Origin of the sequence: [Clostridium] innocuum, assembly GCA_012317185.1 — a bacterium.
In the GTDB taxonomy this organism is placed as follows: Bacteria; Bacillota_I; Bacilli_A; order Erysipelotrichales; family Erysipelotrichaceae; genus Clostridium_AQ; species Clostridium_AQ innocuum.
In genome coordinates this window covers 3,158,284-3,177,035 of the sequence record CP048838.1, presented here as the reverse complement: position 1 = coordinate 3,177,035, position 18,752 = coordinate 3,158,284, and the positions used below count along the sequence as shown (strand labels likewise).

The following is an 18,752-nucleotide window of genomic DNA, read 5'->3' as shown; positions in this document are numbered from 1 at the left end:
ATTCTGAGAGATCCTATGGCTGTTGATTTGTCTTCCCTTCATTTGCAGCCTTATGATCATCTGTATAGTAGCTCAGGAAAAGGAAATGCTTTTCTATGAAAAAATTATGGTTTTTAGCACTAACCTATTGACAGTGCTAAAATATTGGCATATACTATTAGCAGACTTAAAGAGCGAGTGCTAACAGGAGGTAATTACGTATGGCGAGAAAGAAACAATTCAAGGCTGAGTCCAAACGTCTATTAGATCTGATGATCAACTCTATTTATACACATAAGGAAATTTTTTTAAGAGAGCTGATTTCAAATGCAAGTGATGCGATCGACAAGCTGTATTATCAGGCACTGTCAGATAACCTGAGTGATGTGGATACATCCGGCTTTAAAATTTATCTGGAGGCAGATAAGGAAAACCGCACCCTGACCATCCGGGACAACGGTCTGGGTATGAACAAGGATGAGCTGGAGGATAATCTGGGAACGATTGCGAAGAGTGGTTCTCTGGCGTTTAAGCAGGAGATGGAAGAGGCAGAGAAAAATGATGATGTGGATATCATCGGACAGTTTGGTGTCGGCTTCTATTCCGCATTTATGGTTGCGAGCCGCGTGGAGGTAACGACGAAGAAATACGGGGAAGAAACAGCATATCTGTGGAGCAGCAATGCGGTAGACGGCTATTCCATTGATGAATGTGAAAAAGACGAGCATGGAACGCAGATTGTTCTTTATCTGAAGGATAATACGGAGGATGAGAATTATGATGAATATCTGCAGCAGTATGAGATTGAGCGTCTGATTAAAAAATATTCTGACTATATCCGTTACCCAATCGAAATGTGGGTGGAATCCAGTAAGCGCGTAGAGGATGCGGAAGGTGAAAACGAGGATACGGACAAGCCTGCAGAGCCAAAGTATGAAACCGTGAAGGAGCTGAAAACGCTGAATTCCATGATTCCGCTGTGGAAAAGAAACAAATCCGAGATTACAAAGGAAGAATATGATGAATTCTATAAGAGTAAATTCAATGATTATACAGAGCCGCAAAAGGTGATTCATACAAGTGTTGAGGGGGCAGTTTCCTTTACAACACTGATGTTTATTCCGGGTAAGGCACCATTCAACTATTATTCTCAGGATTACAAGAAGGGGCTGCAGTTGTATAGCCGTGGTGTCTTCATCATGGATAATGCGGAAGAGCTGATTCCGGAGCATTTCCGTTTCGTGAAGGGACTGGTGGATTCTCAGGATCTCTCTTTGAATATCTCCCGTGAAATGCTGCAGCACGATCGTCAGCTGAAGGTAATCGCTAACCGTATTGAAAAGAAAATCAAATCCGAGCTGCTGCTGATGCTGCGCAATGATCGTGAAGAATATGAGAAGTTCTGGAAGAATTTCGGTCTGCAGATCAAATTCGGCGTATACAATGATTTCGGTGCAAACAAGGAAACTCTGCAGGATCTGCTGATGTTCTACTCCAGCAAGGAACAGAAGCTGGTTACACTGGATGAATATATCAACCGCATGGAGGAAGGGCAGGAGCACATCTACTTCATGAGTGGTGATAAGGTGGAACTGATTGACAATCTGCCGCAGGTCAAGAAGGTGAAGGAAAAGGGTTATGAAATCCTGTATCTGACAGACAATGTGGATGAATTTGCACTTCAGGCTTTGATGAATTATAAAGAGAAAACCTTTAAGAACATTTCTCAGGGCGATCTGGACCTTGATAGCGAAGAGGAAAAGAAGGAGCTGGAGAAAAAGGCTGAGGAAAATAAGGATCTGTTAAGCGGTATCAAGGAAGTGCTGGGGGATAAGGTGAAGGATGTTAAGATTTCTTCCCGCCTGGTGGATGATCCTGTTTGTCTGAGTAGTGAGGAAGGCATGTCCTTTGAGATGGAAAAGGTGTTAAGTGCTATGCCGGAAGGAAATCCGTATGGTATGAAGGCATCCCGCATTTTGGAAATCAATCCGAAGCATGAAATCTTCAATGCCCTGCAGAAGGTATACGAGCAGGATAAGGATGCAGTGAAGGATTATGCAGATTTACTGTACGATCAGGCATTACTGATTGAGGGCTTCCCGATTGAAAATCCTACAGAATTCTCTAAGAAAATCTGTGATTTCATGGTAAAGGCCAGCAAATAAGAGCATTATAAAATTTAAACAAGGAAACAACCTGTTTCAGTGAAGCTGTGCACTGTGACAGGTTTTCTTATTCCTTCAAAATTTCGAAGCAGGACAAAATGATGAAGAGCCTGTATGACGCGACGGAATATTTACAGATATAAAGAATCCCGGGCAGCGATACATGTATATCAGCAGCACTCACAAACAAGCTGTCTTTCTGAGGTATATCAGGAAGCATCATGGAAAGGGACAAGGAATCAACGTACAGCCAGTGGAAATATATGCTGCTGTATCAGCTGAACGCAAAGGATACGATGATAATGGAAAATAGAAATCTGAGAGATTGTATGCTATATTGGAAGAAAGACTGCTGAATACGCTGCAGGGTCAGGGGATAAAGGAAAGCACCCTGCTGTTCTATCAGCTGATGTACTCTGCTAAGGAAGGCAGGATTGCCGCATGCCCTGGGTGAACGCACCAAAGGATGGCTCATTTCTGTGAAAACATTTGTTTTATCACACAGAAGCCTGATTCTATGGTACAATTAGAACACTTCCGGTAACGGGTATGGTTTTACCGGATATAGCATATCATAAACGAGGGAGGTGCCTGTATGAGACGAAGAAGTATATTTGGCATTATTGTGCTGTCCATTATAACCTGCGGTATTTACTATCTGATTGCATGGGTACAGATATTCAGTGATATCAATTACGGGGCAAGAGAAAACGATACCGCCATAACCGATCTGCTGCTGTCCATTGTGACCTGTGGAATCTGGGGGATTTTCTGTTTCTGGAAATATTCCAAAAAGCTGTATGCGATGGGAGCCGAGGATAACAGTCTGATCACTGTTCTGTTAGCTGTGTTCGGCTTGCCGATTATATCGCTCTGTATAATGCAAAGCAGTATCAATGATTTGATTGATCGCACGTACTGATATGAGCCGTGATATAAAAAATGCACTGGGAATCGGAGTGATCCTGTTTCTGGTGCTCTTCGTTTTCGGAAGCTTCTGTCCGATTGAGCGGATATTTGGAATACCATGTCCGGGCTGCAATATGTTTTCTGCCATATACTGGCTGTGTAAAGGAAATCTTTCTGCCGCCTGGTATTTCCATCCGGCTGTATTCCTTCTGCTTCCTTACGCCGCTATGTGCGTAGTGCTTTTTGTGAGGAACAGAGAAGGTATTGTGAAGGGCAGGGTATTTCGTGTGATGAGTGTGCTTTTGCTGGGGACTATGCTTGCAGTATACCTGTGGCGAATGCTCTATGTGTTTCCCCATGCTCCTATGCAGCTGAATGAGCATGCACCGCTTATTCGCCTGCTGCAGCTGTTTTTTTGAGAAGCGCTTCTTCCTGCACGGCAATATAACAAGTATGCATGCCTGTTATAAAAGCTTCCTTGTATATGAAAGGAGATATCCCAACTTGTGAAAAAATGTGAAAAGCAAACAACAGAGGAGAGCTTGATAAGTCGATAGATATCGGCTTTTTTTTGTTATGATAGAAAGACCATGTGGTCTGTTTGTGAAAAAGTGATAACGGTTACAGCTATTTCGTTGAAAAGTTCCGAATGATTTTAGTGAATAAGGTAAAAAATAGGGTATTTTGCTTGTATAAAAGGTTAAAATATGCATGTATATTCAAAAATTTACGTAAATTAATGAGAATTTTACTTAAAAAGATAGACAGCCTCACTTGTGAAATATATAATAATCATGTAAAGAGGTATTGCTGTATATGAATAAAAATATTGGTGAACTTATCAAACAGAAGCGGACAGAAAATAAGATGACACTGAAGGATATCAGTGAAGCTACCGAGCTTTCCATCGGCTATCTGTCTCAGCTGGAACGTGGACTGACCTCCATTGCTCACGATACGCTGAAGAAGGTCGCAAAGGCGCTTGGGGTTGAGATGACGTATTTCATGGAACAGCCGAAAACAAAGGAAAAAGCGGTATTGCGCAGCTATGAGCGGGAAATTCTGCGTATTGAGGGAAGCTCAATCATCGAATATGCAATGACAAATATGGCTGATCGCGGGGAAATGCTGCCTAAGCTGGTCGAGATTTTGCCACAGAAGGAAGTGGAGGAATCGCTGCCGTATCCGCATGAGGGTGAAGAATTCGTCTATGTGCTGGAAGGCATTCTGACTCTGCAAATCGAGGAGGATATCTGTGATCTGTATCCGGGAGATTGTGCCCATTATAAATCAACAAGAACGCATAACTGGAGCAATCAGACGAACAAGGTTGTAAAATTTATCACCATCAATACACCGAACCTTTTTCAGGAAGCAGGGGAGAAGCTATGAAAGAGCCTACCATAATCAATATTCAGAAATATTCTGTGCATGACGGAGATGGTATCCGTACAACGATATTCTTTAAGGGCTGTCTGCTGAACTGCTGGTGGTGTCATAACCCGGAAAGTCAGAAGTATGCACCGGAGCTGATGTTCAATCGCGAAAAATGCAGTGGCTGCGGATATTGCAGGAAGGCGTGCAGTCATGGAGCCATTACGATTGAGGAGGATGGAACAGCACATACCGATACGGAAAAATGTGTGTTATGTGCAGACTGTCTGGATTACTGCCTGCACAATAACCGTGAAATCGTCGGAAAGCAGTACAGCATTAAGGAGCTGATGACCATCGTAAACAAGGATGCGCATTTCTATGAGGAAAGCGGCGGGGGCGTAACGCTTTCCGGAGGAGAGGTCATGACGCAGGATATCGATTATCTGGAAGAGCTGTGCAGACAGCTGAAGGATAAGGGATACAATGTCGCGATTGACACCTGCGGCTATGCACCAAAGGAAAGCTATGCGCGCTTGCTGCCGTATGTGGATACCTTTCTGTACGATATCAAGACGCTGGATGATGATAAGCATAAAAAGTATATGGGAAAATCCAACGCTGTCATACTGGAGAATCTGGAATTTCTGGCAGACAGCCGTGCGGATATCAACATCCGCATACCGGTCGTTGTTCCGGTGAACAGTGATGCGGATACAATGCTGGATATCATTACATATTTGAAAAAGCGTATCGGAATCGTCAAGGTGAATCTGCTGCCGTATCACAATACGGGAAGCAGCAAATATGAAAAGCTGGGTCGTGTCTATCCCGCAGCGGATTTGGGAGTACCGGCACAGGAGCATATGGAAATGCTGAAATCTCTGTTTGAGGAACATGGTTTTCAACAGGTGAAGATAGGAGGATAAACAATGGAACTCAGAGGAATGAATGATCGAATCAAGAAGCTAAGAAAGCAGAGCGAGGAAACTACACCGCATATCTTTATGGAGCGTGCTATGCTCATGACGGATGCCTACAAGAAATACGAGGGTGAGGTATCGATCCCGGAGCTGCGTGCTTTGTCGATGAAGGAAATCTTTTCCCGCAAGACCATCACGATTGAAGACGGCGAGCTGATTGTCGGAGATAAGGGGGCAGGACCGCAGTCAACGCCTACTTTCCCGGAGCTGTGCTGCCACACGCTGGAGGATATGAAGGTTATGAATGACCGTGAGCTGATTTGCTTTAAGGTCAGTGATGAGGATATGAAGCAGCAGGAGGAAACGATTATCCCGTTCTGGGAAAAACGTTCCATCCGTCATAAAATTATCAATTCCATGTCACAGGAATGGAAGGACTGCTATGAAGCAGGAATATTTACAGAATTTATGGAGCAGCGTGGTCCGGGTCATACGGTCGGTTCTGAGAAAATCTACGCAAAGGGATTTCTGGATTACCAGCAGGACATTGAAAAGGCAATTGCTGCTATCGATTTCCTGAAGGATCCGGAGGCAATCGAAAAACGCGATGAGCTGCGCGGTATGAGCATTATGTGCGATGCCATTATGATTCTGGGAAAACGCTATGCAGCGCTGGCCAGAGAGCTTGCGGAAACGGAAAGTGATCCTGTACGTAAGGAAGAGCTGCTGCAGATTGCCGTAAATTGTGATGTCGTTCCGGCACATAAGCCGCAGACCTACTGGCAGGCAATTCAGATGTACTGGTTTGTTCACCTCGGTGTGACAACCGAGCTGAATCCATGGGATGCATACTCCCCGGGACGTCTGGATCAGCATCTGAATCCGTTTTATGAAGCAGACATTGAAGCAGGACGTCTGGATAAAACAAAGGCTAAGGAGCTTCTGGAATGTCTGTGGGTGAAATTCAACAATCAGCCGGCACCTCCAAAGGTGGGAATCACGCTGAAGGAATCCTCCACCTATACGGATTTCGCAAACATCAATACCGGAGGAATCACACCGGACGGAGAAGACGGGGTGAATGATGTATCCTATCTGATTCTGGATGTTATGGATGAAATGAAGCTGCTGCAGCCATCCAGCAACGTACAGATTTCCAAAAAGACACCGATGAAATTTATCAAGAGAGCATGTGAAATCAGCCGTAAGGGCTGGGGGCAGCCTGCCTTCTACAATACGGAGGCTATCATTCAGGAGCTGCTGAATGCCGGCAAATCCATTGAGGATGCACGGCGCGGAGGAACCTCCGGCTGTGTGGAAACCGGTGCCTTCGGACGTGAGGCATACATTCTGCAGGGATATTTCAACCTGCCGAAGATTTTGGAAATCACACTGCACAACGGACTTGATCCGGTTGGTGGAAAGCAGCTTGGGTTAAAGCTTGGAGAAGCAGAAGACTTCAAGAGCTATGAGGAGCTGTTTGACGCATACAAAAAACAGATTGAGCACTTTGCGGATATCAAGGTGAAGGGAAGCAATATGATTACCCGCATCTATGCGAAATACATGCCGGCACCATTCCTTTCCATCATCACGGATGACTGCATTACAAACGGTAAGGATTACAATGCCGGAGGAGCACGCTATAATACGAACTACCTGCAGGGGGTAGGAATCGGAACGATAACCGACTCCTTATCCGCAATTAAATATAATGTGTTTGACAAAAAGAATTTCACCATGGGTGAGCTGATGAGGGCATTGCAGGACAACTTCGAAGGAGAAGAGCATGTGCGTATCTTCAATCTGGTATCCCGCAAGACTCCGAAGTACGGAAATGATGATGATTATGCCGATGCGATTATGAAGGAGGTCTTCACCTTCTATAAGAATACGATTACAGGTCGTCCGAATATGCGTAACGGTCAGTGGAGAATCAATATGCTGCCAACGACCTGCCATGTATATTTCGGTGAGGTCATGCTGGCTTCTCCAAACGGCCGTCTTGCACATAAGCCGGTCAGCGAGGGAATCTCTCCGGAAAAGGCAGCGGATGTGAACGGACCGACCTCTGTTATTCGCTCCGCGAGTAAAATGGATCATCTGTCCACCGGCGGTACGCTGCTGAATCAGAAGTTTACACCAAGTGTTGTTGCAGGTGAAGACGGTTTAAGCAATATGGCGGATTTGATCCGCTCCTACTTCAATATGGACGGACACCACATTCAATTCAATGTCATCGATCGTGAAACACTGATCAAGGCACAGCAAAATCCTGCGGAATACCGGGATCTGATCGTACGTGTTGCAGGATACTCCGATCATTTCCGCAATCTGAGCAAGGAGCTGCAGGATGAAATCATCAATCGTACGGAACAAAGCTTTGCATAAACAATATTAGGAAAGAAGGAAAAACATTTATGAACAAGACCATTGGATTTATCGGCAGCGGGAATATGGGCGGTGCGATGATAGGGGGAATCATCAAAGCCGGTCTGACTGCCAGAGAGAATATTTATGTATCCGACATCAATGAGGATAGCCTTGCCCGCGTAAGGGAAAGCTATGGGGTTCATACGACAACGGATAATGCAGAGCTGGCAAAGGTGTGCGATATCATCGTGCTGTCTGTTAAGCCGTTTTTGTATCCGGTAGTCATCGATCAGATCAAGGCTGTTGTAAAGGAGGCTGTCATCATCGTCGTTATCGCTGCCGGACAATCCTCTGCAGCTGTTGCCCATTTGTTTGGAAGAGAAATCAAAATCGTGAAGACGATGCCGAATACACCGGCGCTTGTCGGAGAAGGAATGGCTGCCATTGCACCTGCAAAGAATGTGACAAAGGAAGAAACAGAAGAAATTACGGCCATCTTCAACAGCTTTGGTAAGAGTGATATTGTTTCAGAGCACCTGATGGATGCAGTAACTGCAGTCAGCGGTTCATCACCGGCATATGTTTATATGATGATTGAAGCAATGGCAGATGCTGCAGTTGTGGAAGGTATGCCAAGACCACAGGCATATAAATTTGCGGCACAGGCGGTATTGGGAAGTGCTCAGATGGTTCTGGAAACCGGAAAGCATCCGGGAGAGCTGAAGGATATGGTGTGTTCACCGGGAGGAACAACCATTGCCGCTGTCGCAAAGCTGGAGGAGAGCGGATTTCGCTCCAGTATTATGCAGGGTATGAAGGCATGTGCGGATAAATCGAGAGAGATGTCGAAATAAGAAAAAGAATTTTGGATGAAGACTGTGATTCACAATGTGGTTATGGTAAGGAGTTGCGGCGGGCAGGGATGTCTTTGCATGCAATACCTGCTCCAGCTCAGACGGCGTGCTGTTACAGAGGGATGCTGAACAGCGCGTCGGTGATGAACAGTCAAGCAGTATCGGAGTTAAATAACAGAGAAGACGCAAGAGCGTATATTGGGAGTTAAAGAGAAGATTATGGATATTACTACTATTATTATTGGATTGCTGATCGTACTGTTGATCGGATACACTGCATTTTTCGCTTATGACCTGTTCAAACACAAGGATGAGTTTGAGGGGGATACTTCCTGGTGGAAGACCGGTGCTATCGGTGCTCTGGTTAATTTCTTTGATCCGCTGGGAATCGGAGCATTTGCTCCACAGACAGCACTGCTGAAATTTACGAAGCAGACACGAGATAAGCTGATTCCGGGAACGATGAATGTTGCTAACTGTATTCCTGTGTTGCTGCAGGCACTGATTTTTACAACGGTTGTCAAGGTAGAGGCATGGACACTCGTTGTCATGCTGGCTGCCGCAATGCTTGGTGCAGTACTCGGAGCCGGTGTGGTTTCCCGTATGTCAGAGAAAAAAATCCGCCTGGTGATGGGCTTTGCTCTGGCATGTACAGCATGTATTATGCTGGCAAGCCTCTTAAATTTGATGCCGATCGGAGGCGACGCCATTGGTTTGGCAGGAGGAAAGCTGGTAATTGCCGGTTTTGTTAATTTCATTCTGGGGGCATTGATGACAGCAGGTGTCGGCCTGTACAACCCTTGTATGGTACTGGTGTATCTGCTGGGAATGTCACCGGATGTGGCATTTCCAATCATGATGGGCTCCTGTGCCTTCCTGATGCCGCCTGCATCTGTGAAGTTTATCAAGGAGGGCGCATATAATCGAAAATCAGCACTTTCCATGGCGATTTTCGGATCGATTGCAACACTGGTTGCATCCCTTCTGATTAAATCTCTGCCGCTGGATGTGTTGAAATGGATCGTTGTATGTGTAACGGTATATACGTCCACAGTTATGCTTCGTGCCGGATTCTCCAAGGGGAAGGCGCATTCCACAGCGGGAAAAGCTGAAACAGTGGAAATTGTAGATTGAGATAGAAAAGAGATTCTCCGCTATATAAAGTGAGGATCTCTTTTTGTTTTCGGGTATGTTAAGAAAGGAAATGCAGTTGCCGGATAGCTGCAATACGAAGCAGTATGCACATATCGTCATGCCTTCAACCAAACCGATTTTTGTAATATCGGTATAAGATGACTGGGAAGCAGAGGCTTCTTATAGTATAATAGGAAAGAGAGCAAGGAGTAAGGAACATGATAAAGCATATTGTATTTGATATAGGAAATGTATTGATGAGCTTTGCGCCGGAAGCCTATTTTAAACGCTGGTTTCAAAGCGAAGATAGGACACATCGTATATGCAGCCGCATATTTACGCATGAGGCCTGGGAGAAGTATGATCAGGGTATCTGGATGCTGGAGGATTTGTATGCAGTATATCACAAAGCATATCCGGATATGCTTGAGGAAACGAATATCGTATTGCAGAACTGGCTGCAGCTGATGAAGCCGATGCAGGAAAGCATTGCGTTTATGAAACAGGTGAAGGATGATGGCTATGGAGTATATATCCTATCCAATATCAGTCAGGATTCTGCGGATTTTCTGAAGAAAACCCAGCGATTTTTTTCGCTCGCAGATGGGGCAGTATTATCCTATGAGGAGAAAATCAACAAGCCGGATCCCCATATTTATGAGGTACTGCTGCAGCGCTATGAGCTGAACGCCGGGGAGCTTCTTTATCTGGATGATAATGTGGAAAATGTCAGGCAGGCAGAGCTGCTGGGCATTCATGGTATAGTGTTTCGTGATGTGTCATGTATCAAAGAAGCGAAGAGGCTGTTGAAAGAGGAATGTCATGCTAAAAATTGATCAGATGGTAACCGGAGTCATATCCGGTATGGATGAAGCGCATAACGGCTTGCTGCGTTGCGGAAAGGACGTCGTGCTTGTACGCCATGTAATGAAGCAGGAGGAGGTACGCGTCCGGATTGTCAGGCGTATAGCGAAGGGATATATCGGAGAGATAGTGGAAATAAAAAAAGCATCTCCTTACCGTATCGCGGTAAAATGTCCGATCTATGAGCGCTGTGGAAGCTGTCAGCTGCTGCATATGAATGCGAAGGGTCAGCAGGAGTTTAAAAACCGCAGCATCCAGACGCTATGTGCAAAGGCGAAGATAGGAAAGCTTAAAGCAGAGGAAATCGTAGCGATGGAGGAGCCGTGGCATTACCGTAATAAAATGATTATCGGCTTTCAAAGGGATAAGCAGCGTCGTATTCAGGCAGGCTTTTATGAGGAATTTTCCCACCGTATTATTCCCTATAAGAGTTGTCTATTGCATCCTGAGGTCTGTGATGATATCATTGCGGGCATTGTTGAGCTGATGGGAAAGCTGCGTATTGAACCGTACGATGAGGATAAGCGAAGAGGGCTTATCCGGCATGTCGTCATGCGTTATGGTGCAGTGAGCGGGCAGATTATGATCGTTCTTGTATTGAATTCCGATGTGTTTCCGGCCAGAAAGAATTTCATACAGGAATTAAGAAGGCGATATCCTCAGATTACAACGATTGTGCAGAATGTGAATACCAGAAAAACAAGTGTGGTTTTAGGGGATGAGGAGCGTGTGTTGTACGGTCCCGGATATATCGAGGATGTCCTTTGTGGCATGACCTTCCGTATTTCTGCAAAGTCCTTCTATCAGATCAATCATGAGCAGACAGAGGTGCTGTATCAGCGTTCGGTGGAGCTGCTGAAGCTGAATGGAGGGGAAACGGTGCTGGATGCTTATTGCGGCATCGGGACAATCGGGATGTATGTGTCACGCTTCGTGAAGCAGGTGATCGGTGTGGAAATTAACGGCGATGCTGTAAAGGATGCCAGAATCAATGCAAAGATCAATCAGATCAACAATATCCGTTTTGTCTGTGATGATGCAGGGCGCTATATGTCAAGGCTTGCGGCTGAGAAGAAGCGGCTGGATGTGGTGATTATGGATCCTCCGCGGAGTGGGAGCAGTGAGGAGTTTATAAAAAGTCTGGTGCGGATGAAGCCAAGTCAGGTACTGTATATCTCATGTAATCCGCAGACGCAGATACGCGATTTGCAGGTGTTTGAGCGTATGGGGTATCGGGTGCAGGGGGAGATGGTTCCAGTGGACTTATTTCCGCATACCGTGCATGTTGAGACGGTAGCATTATTGTCCAAACTTGATGTCGATAAACATATAGATGTTGAAGTTACGCTTGATGAGCTTGATTTGACAAGTGCTGAGAGTAAAGCGACTTATGCACAAATCAAGGAATATATATTGGAAAAGTTTGATTTAAAGGTTTCGACACTCTATATTGCACAGATTAAAAAGAAATGTGGAATTGTACTGAGGGAGCATTATAATAAATCAAAAAAGGAAAAACAGGTTATTCCACAATGCACACCGGAAAAAGAAGAAGCTATCATGGATGCTTTAAGGCATTTTAAAATGATTTAGTAGAAATGGAGGGTATTTATGAGATGGATATTAAAAATATTTTTGTTTCCAATTAGCTTGTTGTTAAGTATCCTCACTACATTTCTGACATTTTTACTGGCTATAGGAACAACAATACTGTATTTGCTAATGCTTATGTGTGTCATTGTTGGAGCTGTATCATTGTTTCAAAAGGATTTTTCAACAGGCATAGAAGCATTGATATTAGGATTCCTGTTAAGCCCATACGGAATACCGATGGTTGGAGCAGCAGTTATAGCTTTTTTACAAGGTATCAATGAAGCAACAAAATCAGTTTAAATAAAAAGTCTGATAATTAGAAAACGTGGAGGTGATTTTTTGAGAGTATACAAAAATAAAGAAGAACTCAAAACTGAAATAAATAAAGCATTTGAGAAGTATATTTCAGAATTTGATAATATTCCAGAAACCTTAAAAGATAAGAGAGTTGATGAAGTTGATAGAACTCCAGCTGAAAATCTTGCTTACCAAGTTGGTTGGACAACCTTAGTTCTTAAATGGGAAGAAGGTGAAAAAAAGGGATCTCATGTTAAGACACCATCTGATGAATTTAAATGGAACCAACTTGGCGAATTATATCAGTGGTTCACAGATACCTATGCTCATTTATCCCTGCAAGAGTTGAAAGTCAAATTACATGACAATGTTAATTCTATTTATGGAATGATTGATTCGTTAAGTGAGGAAGAATTATTTAAACCACATATGAGACAATGGGCTGATGAAGCGACTAAAACAGCAGTATGGGAAGTATATAAGTTTATTCATGTGAATACTGTTGCACCTTTTGGAACTTTCAGAACCAAAATCAGAAAATGGAAGAAGATAGTATTATAAATTACTTTTTTTGTAAAATTAAAAATTTCATAAAAATGTTTAGCAAAGGCGATAGAGAAAAAACTATCGTCTTTTTCTTTGCAAATTTTTAAGGAGGGAGGTGATCCTGTATGGACTTTGACTATTTCTATAACAGAGAAGCGGAAAGATTTAATTTCTTAAAAGTTCCGGAGATATTGGTTGATGGAGAAGAATTTAAGGGATTATCTGCCGAAGCAATTATCATTTATTCCATGCTTTTGAAACGAACAGGAATGTCCTTTAAGAATAACTGGATAGACAAGGAAGGTAGAGTATTTATCTATTTCACAGTCGAGGAAATTATGAAAAGAAGAAATATTTCAAAGCCTACTGCCATAAAAACATTAGATGAGTTAGATAGCAAAAAAGGGATAGGACTGATTGAAAGAGTAAGGCTTGGACTTGGTAAGCCGAATGTCATATATGTTAAAGACTTTATGAGCATATTAGTGGTAAAAGAAAATGACTTGCAGAAGTTAACATCTTTTACTTCAGAAGTAAAAGATGTTGACCTCAGAAGTAAAGAAAATGAACGTCAAGAGGTTAAGAATGTTGACCGTAACTATATAGAGAATAATAAGAGTAAGTATAGTAAGAGAAAATATAGTTTTGGTGAAAACGGACTTGGAACATTTCAAAATGTCTTTTTAAAGGATGAAGATATAGGCGAATTACAAATTAAAATGGCAGGAGAGCTTGATAACTACATTGAGAGATTATCAACCTATCTTCAAAGTACCGGAAAGACATATAAAGACCATAAAGCAACAATCCTTTCTTGGTTTTATAAAGATCAGGGAAGTAAGAAAAAATCCAATATCCCTACATGGGAGGAATATAACAAAGGAGTACATCTATGAATAAGGAATTAGAAAAAGTGATGATAGGAGATGTAGAGTATTATTACGATCTTGAAAAAGAGTATATCAAAGATGGACACGCTTATTGCAAAGTGTGTCATGAAAGAAAAGATGGGAAAGCATTAGAGTTTTTCGGAAAGCAGATGAAATTTAAGACTGCTTGTAAATGTGATAGAGATAGAGAAGCAAAAGAAAAAGAAAGACAAGAGCAGCTTGAAATCGAGAGATTAAAAAATAATTGCTTCACATCCATTATTCAGTGGGCATATACCTTTGAAAACTATCAGGGAAAAGAAAATCAAAGTCTTATCATCGCAAAGAATTTTGTAAAAGACTATGAGTTGATGAGAAAAGAAAATATCGGACTCCTGTTCTATGGTTCGGTGGGTAGCGGCAAGACCTATCTTGCCTGCTCAATTGCCAATGCACTGATTGAACAGTATCAGATAAGCGTTAAGATTAGAAACTTTTCACAGATAATCAACGAACTTCAAAAAGGCGGATTTGACCTTGATAAAAACGCATATATCGAATCCCTTGTAAATACTTCAGTTCTCATCTTAGATGATTTAGGAATTGAAAGAGATACAAGCTATGCAAAAGAGCAGGTATATAACATCGTCAATAACAGGTATTTAAAACATAAACCGACAATCTTTACTACAAATCTTTCATACAGCCAAATTGAAAACTGTACGGAGAGTGTGGAATACCAAAGAATTTACTCAAGAATTATCGAGATGTGTATTCCTGTTATGGTAATCGGGGAGGATTTTAGAAAGGTTATTCAAAAAGACAAATTGAATCGAAATAAAAACAGACTGCTGAATGGAGGTGAAAGAACTTGATAAATGAAGAAATAGCAAGAAAAACGCTGAACATGGAAGTGAAAGCTGCTAAAGTAACGGGAAAACTGCTTCTTAATTTGCTGAAGAAATTGATGAAAGAGGCTGAAAAAATCGGAGGACTTGAAAAACTCATTAATACAAGCGGAAATGAAGTAAAGCTAAAAGATATGGTGAAAAAAGGACAGCTTGAAGAAATTCCGGTTGAGGAGGCGGAGCTTAAGGAACTGAAAAAAGAACTGAACAGATATGGTGTTAAGTTCTCAGTGATGAAAGATAAAGAAAGTGAAAAACACTCCGTATTCTTTCAGGCAAAAGATATGAAAGTTATGGACAAAGCCTTTAAACACGCCCTCTCAGAATCGGAAAAGAAAACGGAAAGGAAAGAATCTATCCACAAGAATATTGAGAAGTTCAAGGAGATGGCAAAGAATTCTGTTTCTAAAGACAAAGTCAAGAATAAACAAAAGGAGCAAAGCCTATGATAGACAAGATACTAAAGGACATAAAAGGCTTATTTAAGGTGCAAGATAAGACAAAGTTTCTAAAGCAGAACATTCCCTATCTTGCATTTTTCTATGTTGGAAATATCTTTTCTCACCATGTAAGAGCATATACTGGTGGAGATATGATAGACAAAATCTTTCAAGGAATATTAGAGCTTAATACCATGAGCTTTATTCCGAGTATTCATCCAACTGATATTTTAATGGGCGTAGGGATAGCAGCTTTAATCAAAATTATCGTCTATACCAAAGGCAAAAATGCGAAAAAGTTTAGACAGGGGAAAGAGTATGGATCAGCAAGATGGGGGAATAAAAAAGATATAGAGCCATATATGGACGAAAAGTTTCAAAACAACATTCTACTCACTCAGACTGAACGATTGACAATGAATGGTAGACCATCAAATCCGAAGTATGCTCGAAATAAAAATGTTTTGGTTATAGGTGGTTCGGGTTCCGGTAAGACAAGATTTTATGTGAAACCGAATCTAATGCAAATGCACAGTAGCTATTGTGTAACAGATCCAAAAGGAACGATAGTCCTTGAGTGTGGTAAGATGCTTGAAGATAATGGATATGAGATAAAAATCTTAAATACCATCAACTTCAAAAAAAGCATGAAGTACAATCCATTTGCTTATCTTAGAAGTGAAAAAGACATACTGAAATTAGTACAGACAATCATTGCAAATACCAAGGGAGAAGGTGAAAAGGCAGGAGAAGATTTTTGGGTGAAAGCTGAAAAACTATATTACACAGCACTTATAGGCTACATCTTCTATGAAGCTCCAAGAGAAGAAAAGAACTTTGCAACGCTTCTTGATATGATAGATGCTTCAGAAGTTCGAGAAGATGATGAAGCCTACATGAATCCGATAGATAGACTCTTTGAAGCACTTGAAAAGAAAGAACCTACACACTTTGCGGTTAAGCAATATAAAAAGTACAAATTGGCTGCGGGTGATATATGCTCTAAGTGACTTCTTAATCATGATTTTGTCATGGTTAGTGAAGCAATCACTTAGAGCATTTTTGTTTCAGGAGGTACAGCCATGAGAGATGAAAAAATTACCCCACTGTACGAGCGCCTGAGCCGGGACGATGAGTTACAGGGCGAGAGCAACTCCATATCCAACCAAAAACAGATGTTAGAGGATTTTGCCCGCCGGAATGGGCTGCCAAACCCTACGCACTTTACCGATGATGGTATCTCAGGCACCCGTTTTGACCGCCCCGGATTTTTGGCGATGATGGAGGAAGTGGAGGCAGGGCGTGTAGAGGCAATCGTCATCAAGGACATGAGCCGGTTAGGACGCGACTATCTGAAGGTCGGTCAAGTTATGGAGGTTTTGCGGCAGCGAGGCGTTCGTCTGATTGCCATCAACGACGGTGTGGACAGTCTGAAAGGCGATGACGATTTTACCCCGTTCCGCAACATTATGAATGAATTTTACGCCCGTGATACCAGTCGGAAAATCCGCTCTGTGTTTAAGTCAAAAGGCATGAGTGGCAAGCACCTGACCGGCACTGTGATTTACGGCTACTTGTGGGATGAAAATCGGGAGCATTGGTTGGTAGATGAGGAAGCTTCCGAAGTGGTACGCCGTATCTTCTCCCTCACGCTGGAGGGATATGGGCCTTACCAGATCGCCTGCAAATTATCCACAGACCGGATTGAAATTCCTGTCGTACACCTTGCCCGCTTCAACGAGGGTGTGAACCGTTCAAAGCCGATCAAAGACCCATATGGATGGGGATCATCTACCATCGTGAACATTTTGAAAAAACGAGAGTATTTAGGGCATACCATCAATTTCAAGACCCGCAAGCACTTTAAGGACAAGAAAAGCCACTATGTTTCTGAGGACGAATGGACGATCTTTGAGAATACCCATGAAGCCATTATCGACCAGCAGACCTTTGATTTGGCGCAGAAAATCCGCAGCAATGTACGGCGTTATCCAAACGGCTGGGGCGAAGCGGCTCCCCTCACAGGCTTGCTCTATTGTTCCGATTGCGGCGGCAAGATGTATGTCCACCGCACCAACAATGGCAAGCGGGTTTCTCAATATACCTGTTCCAATTATACCAAAGTTCCGTGTGGGACACTATGCCCTACACAACACCGTATCAATGAGAGTGCTGTCCTGACATTGGTTTCCGACACGCTCCGGGCTATCGCTGAATATTCGAGAAATGACCGGACGGAATTTATTCACACTGTTCAGGAGACGCAGGTTGCTCAACAGAGTGCCGATATATCGAAAAAGCGCAGGCGTCTGGCTGCTGCCCAAAAGAGAGCCGGAGAACTGGAAAAACTGATTTGCAAAATCTATGAGGACAACGCCTTCGGCAAGCTGCCGGATGCACGATATAAGGCGCTTGATGCACAGTATGCCAAAGAGCAGGATGCACTTGAGATTGAAATTGCAGAGCTGGAAAAGGCTGTTACCGGCTATGAGCAGAGCCAGAAATCCGCAGAGAAATTTATAGCCCTAATTGATAAGTATGAGAATTTTGACACTCTGACAAACACCATGCTCAACGAGTTTGTAGAGAAAATCCTTGTCCACGAACGCGCCCGAAAAGGCAGCCAGGACACCACGCAGGAAATTGAAATCTACTTCAATTTTTTAGGGCGCTATATCCCACCATCCTTACAGCCGGTTCCTTTAACCCCGGAGGAACAGGAAGAACTGCGGAAAAAAGAAGAACGCAAGGACAGGCTTCATCAGAATTATTTGAAGCGGAAAGCCAGCGGCGCACAGAAACAGTATGAGGACAAAATCAAGGCGAAGAAAAAAGCGGAAATGGACGCTAAGAAAGCCCTGATCCGGGCTGAGGATATGAAAAAAGGTGTTTTTTCTACTGTCGGACAGCTACCAAAAGAAGAACCGCACAAAGGCAGCATAGCAGCCAGCGCAGCAGTCTAATCATCACGAAGCAAAGGAGAATGAATATGAGTAAGTTGACTTACATTCGTTGTGGAGATTATGATATACCCAACCTAAAACTTTCTGAACAGCCGGAAACTTCTATCGGCAAGTACGGCAGAATGCGAAAATCCTACCTAAAGGAACATCGCCCCATTCTCTACAACCATCTGCTGATGAGCGAGAAGCTGTATCCACACCTGATAGAGATTGACCGGACAGCGCAGGAGCGTGTGGACACTATGTTGCCTCACATGATGGAGACTGCGGGTGTCACGGAAGAACTGAAAGCCTGTGACCCTATGCGTTGGGTGGGGCTGATGAACACGCTGAAAGCACAGGTGGAGGAAATCCTTTATTCCGAACTGATTTTAGAAAATTGAATAACTAAAATATGAAAGCATTGACGCAACCAAATGGATTATAATTTCATTGGTTGCGTCAATATTTTTGCTGAAACACGAAATCCATATGCCCCTCTTGACAATTCCATTTTCTCTGGTATAATTAAAACAGTGTTTTTAATACAATGTTTTTGAAACAGTGTTTTAAAAGAAAGGC

15 protein-coding genes and 2 pseudogenes are annotated in these 18,752 nt (G+C 42.9%); all 17 read left to right on the top strand.

All coding sequences use genetic code 11. From position 1 onward, the window contains the following. Nucleotides 1-200 precede the first annotated feature (200 nt). Nucleotides 201-2,144 carry a molecular chaperone HtpG gene (gene htpG / locus G4D54_15505; GenBank protein QJA03739.1) on the top strand — a complete coding sequence of 648 codons (1,944 nt, stop codon included), beginning with the start codon at nt 201-203 and terminating at the stop codon, nt 2,142-2,144. Between the two features lie 595 nt (nt 2,145-2,739). Next, on the top strand, nt 2,740-3,066 hold the full coding sequence (locus tag G4D54_15500; protein ID QJA03738.1) for a DUF4234 domain-containing protein: 327 nt from the start codon (nt 2,740-2,742) through the stop codon (nt 3,064-3,066). 1 nt (nt 3,067) lies between these two features. Next, nucleotides 3,068-3,472, top strand: coding sequence for a DUF2752 domain-containing protein (locus G4D54_15495; GenBank protein ID QJA03737.1), 405 nt, complete (start codon nt 3,068-3,070; stop codon nt 3,470-3,472). 397 nt (nt 3,473-3,869) lie between these two features. Beyond that, nucleotides 3,870-4,445 (top strand): helix-turn-helix domain-containing protein, encoded by a 576-nt coding sequence (locus G4D54_15490; protein ID QJA03736.1) that lies wholly within the window; start codon nt 3,870-3,872, stop codon nt 4,443-4,445. Continuing rightward, complete coding sequence (locus G4D54_15485) at nt 4,442-5,356, top strand: glycyl-radical enzyme activating protein (protein QJA03735.1); 915 nt, start codon at nt 4,442-4,444, stop codon at nt 5,354-5,356. Before G4D54_15490 ends, G4D54_15485 begins: the two co-directional genes overlap by 4 nt. 3 nt (nt 5,357-5,359) lie before the next feature. Further along, on the top strand, nt 5,360-7,741 hold the full coding sequence (locus tag G4D54_15480) for a glycyl radical protein (protein ID QJA03734.1): 2,382 nt from the start codon (nt 5,360-5,362) through the stop codon (nt 7,739-7,741). A gap of 29 nt (nt 7,742-7,770) precedes the next feature. After that, the gene (gene proC, locus G4D54_15475) at nt 7,771-8,577 is read left to right on the top strand and encodes a pyrroline-5-carboxylate reductase (GenBank protein ID QJA03733.1); all 807 of its coding nucleotides are present in this window, start codon (nt 7,771-7,773) and stop codon (nt 8,575-8,577) included. A 219-nt stretch (nt 8,578-8,796) separates the two neighbouring features. After that, entirely contained in the window at nt 8,797-9,711 is a 915-nt protein-coding gene (locus G4D54_15470) for a sulfite exporter TauE/SafE family protein (protein QJA03732.1), read from the top strand. A 218-nt stretch (nt 9,712-9,929) separates the two neighbouring features. After that, on the top strand, nt 9,930-10,547 hold the full coding sequence (locus G4D54_15465; GenBank protein ID QJA03731.1) for an HAD family phosphatase: 618 nt from the start codon (nt 9,930-9,932) through the stop codon (nt 10,545-10,547). Then, nucleotides 10,534-11,886, top strand: a pseudogene (gene rlmD, locus G4D54_15460) (23S rRNA (uracil(1939)-C(5))-methyltransferase RlmD). Before G4D54_15465 ends, rlmD begins: the two are co-directional and overlap by 14 nt. A 300-nt stretch (nt 11,887-12,186) precedes the next feature. Further along, nucleotides 12,187-12,468: a hypothetical protein gene (locus G4D54_15455; protein QJA03730.1), complete on the top strand. Its 282-nt coding sequence runs from the start codon at nt 12,187-12,189 to the stop codon at nt 12,466-12,468. A 39-nt stretch (nt 12,469-12,507) separates the two neighbouring features. Beyond that, nucleotides 12,508-13,026, top strand: coding sequence for a ClbS/DfsB family four-helix bundle protein (locus tag G4D54_15450; protein QJA03729.1), 519 nt, complete (start codon nt 12,508-12,510; stop codon nt 13,024-13,026). A 110-nt stretch (nt 13,027-13,136) separates the two neighbouring features. Next, nucleotides 13,137-13,907, top strand: a complete 771-nt coding sequence (locus G4D54_15445) for a replication initiator protein A (GenBank protein ID QJA03728.1) — start codon at nt 13,137-13,139, stop codon at nt 13,905-13,907. After that, complete coding sequence (locus tag G4D54_15440) at nt 13,904-14,755, top strand: ATP-binding protein (protein ID QJA03727.1); 852 nt, start codon at nt 13,904-13,906, stop codon at nt 14,753-14,755. Before G4D54_15445 ends, G4D54_15440 begins: the two co-directional genes overlap by 4 nt. After that, nucleotides 14,752-15,237: a PcfB family protein gene (locus G4D54_15435; GenBank protein ID QJA03726.1), complete on the top strand. Its 486-nt coding sequence runs from the start codon at nt 14,752-14,754 to the stop codon at nt 15,235-15,237. The genes G4D54_15440 and G4D54_15435 overlap by 4 nt, the downstream gene beginning before the upstream one ends. Before the next feature lie 407 nt (nt 15,238-15,644). Then, nucleotides 15,645-18,191 (top strand): annotated as a pseudogene (locus G4D54_15430) (DUF4368 domain-containing protein). Nucleotides 18,192-18,217: 26 nt separating this feature from the next. Continuing rightward, nucleotides 18,218-18,574, top strand: a complete 357-nt coding sequence (locus tag G4D54_15425; protein ID QJA03725.1) for a TnpV protein — start codon at nt 18,218-18,220, stop codon at nt 18,572-18,574. The last annotated feature ends 178 nt before the right edge of the window (nt 18,575-18,752 follow it).

What these genes read in the sequence shown, in the direction of transcription:
- htpG (QJA03739.1), top strand. Translation starts at nt 201, where the DNA reads ATGGCGAGAAAGAAACAATTCAAGGCTGAGTCCAAACGTCTATTAGAT.
- G4D54_15500 (QJA03738.1), top strand. Translation starts at nt 2,740, where the DNA reads ATGAGACGAAGAAGTATATTTGGCATTATTGTGCTGTCCATTATAACC.
- G4D54_15495 (QJA03737.1), top strand. Translation starts at nt 3,068, where the DNA reads ATGAGCCGTGATATAAAAAATGCACTGGGAATCGGAGTGATCCTGTTT.
- G4D54_15490 (QJA03736.1), top strand. Translation starts at nt 3,870, where the DNA reads ATGAATAAAAATATTGGTGAACTTATCAAACAGAAGCGGACAGAAAAT.
- G4D54_15485 (QJA03735.1), top strand. Translation starts at nt 4,442, where the DNA reads ATGAAAGAGCCTACCATAATCAATATTCAGAAATATTCTGTGCATGAC.
- G4D54_15480 (QJA03734.1), top strand. Translation starts at nt 5,360, where the DNA reads ATGGAACTCAGAGGAATGAATGATCGAATCAAGAAGCTAAGAAAGCAG.
- proC (QJA03733.1), top strand. Translation starts at nt 7,771, where the DNA reads ATGAACAAGACCATTGGATTTATCGGCAGCGGGAATATGGGCGGTGCG.
- G4D54_15470 (QJA03732.1), top strand. Translation starts at nt 8,797, where the DNA reads ATGGATATTACTACTATTATTATTGGATTGCTGATCGTACTGTTGATC.
- G4D54_15465 (QJA03731.1), top strand. Translation starts at nt 9,930, where the DNA reads ATGATAAAGCATATTGTATTTGATATAGGAAATGTATTGATGAGCTTT.
- G4D54_15455 (QJA03730.1), top strand. Translation starts at nt 12,187, where the DNA reads ATGAGATGGATATTAAAAATATTTTTGTTTCCAATTAGCTTGTTGTTA.
- G4D54_15445 (QJA03728.1), top strand. Translation starts at nt 13,137, where the DNA reads ATGGACTTTGACTATTTCTATAACAGAGAAGCGGAAAGATTTAATTTC.
- G4D54_15440 (QJA03727.1), top strand. Translation starts at nt 13,904, where the DNA reads ATGAATAAGGAATTAGAAAAAGTGATGATAGGAGATGTAGAGTATTAT.
- G4D54_15425 (QJA03725.1), top strand. Translation starts at nt 18,218, where the DNA reads ATGAGTAAGTTGACTTACATTCGTTGTGGAGATTATGATATACCCAAC.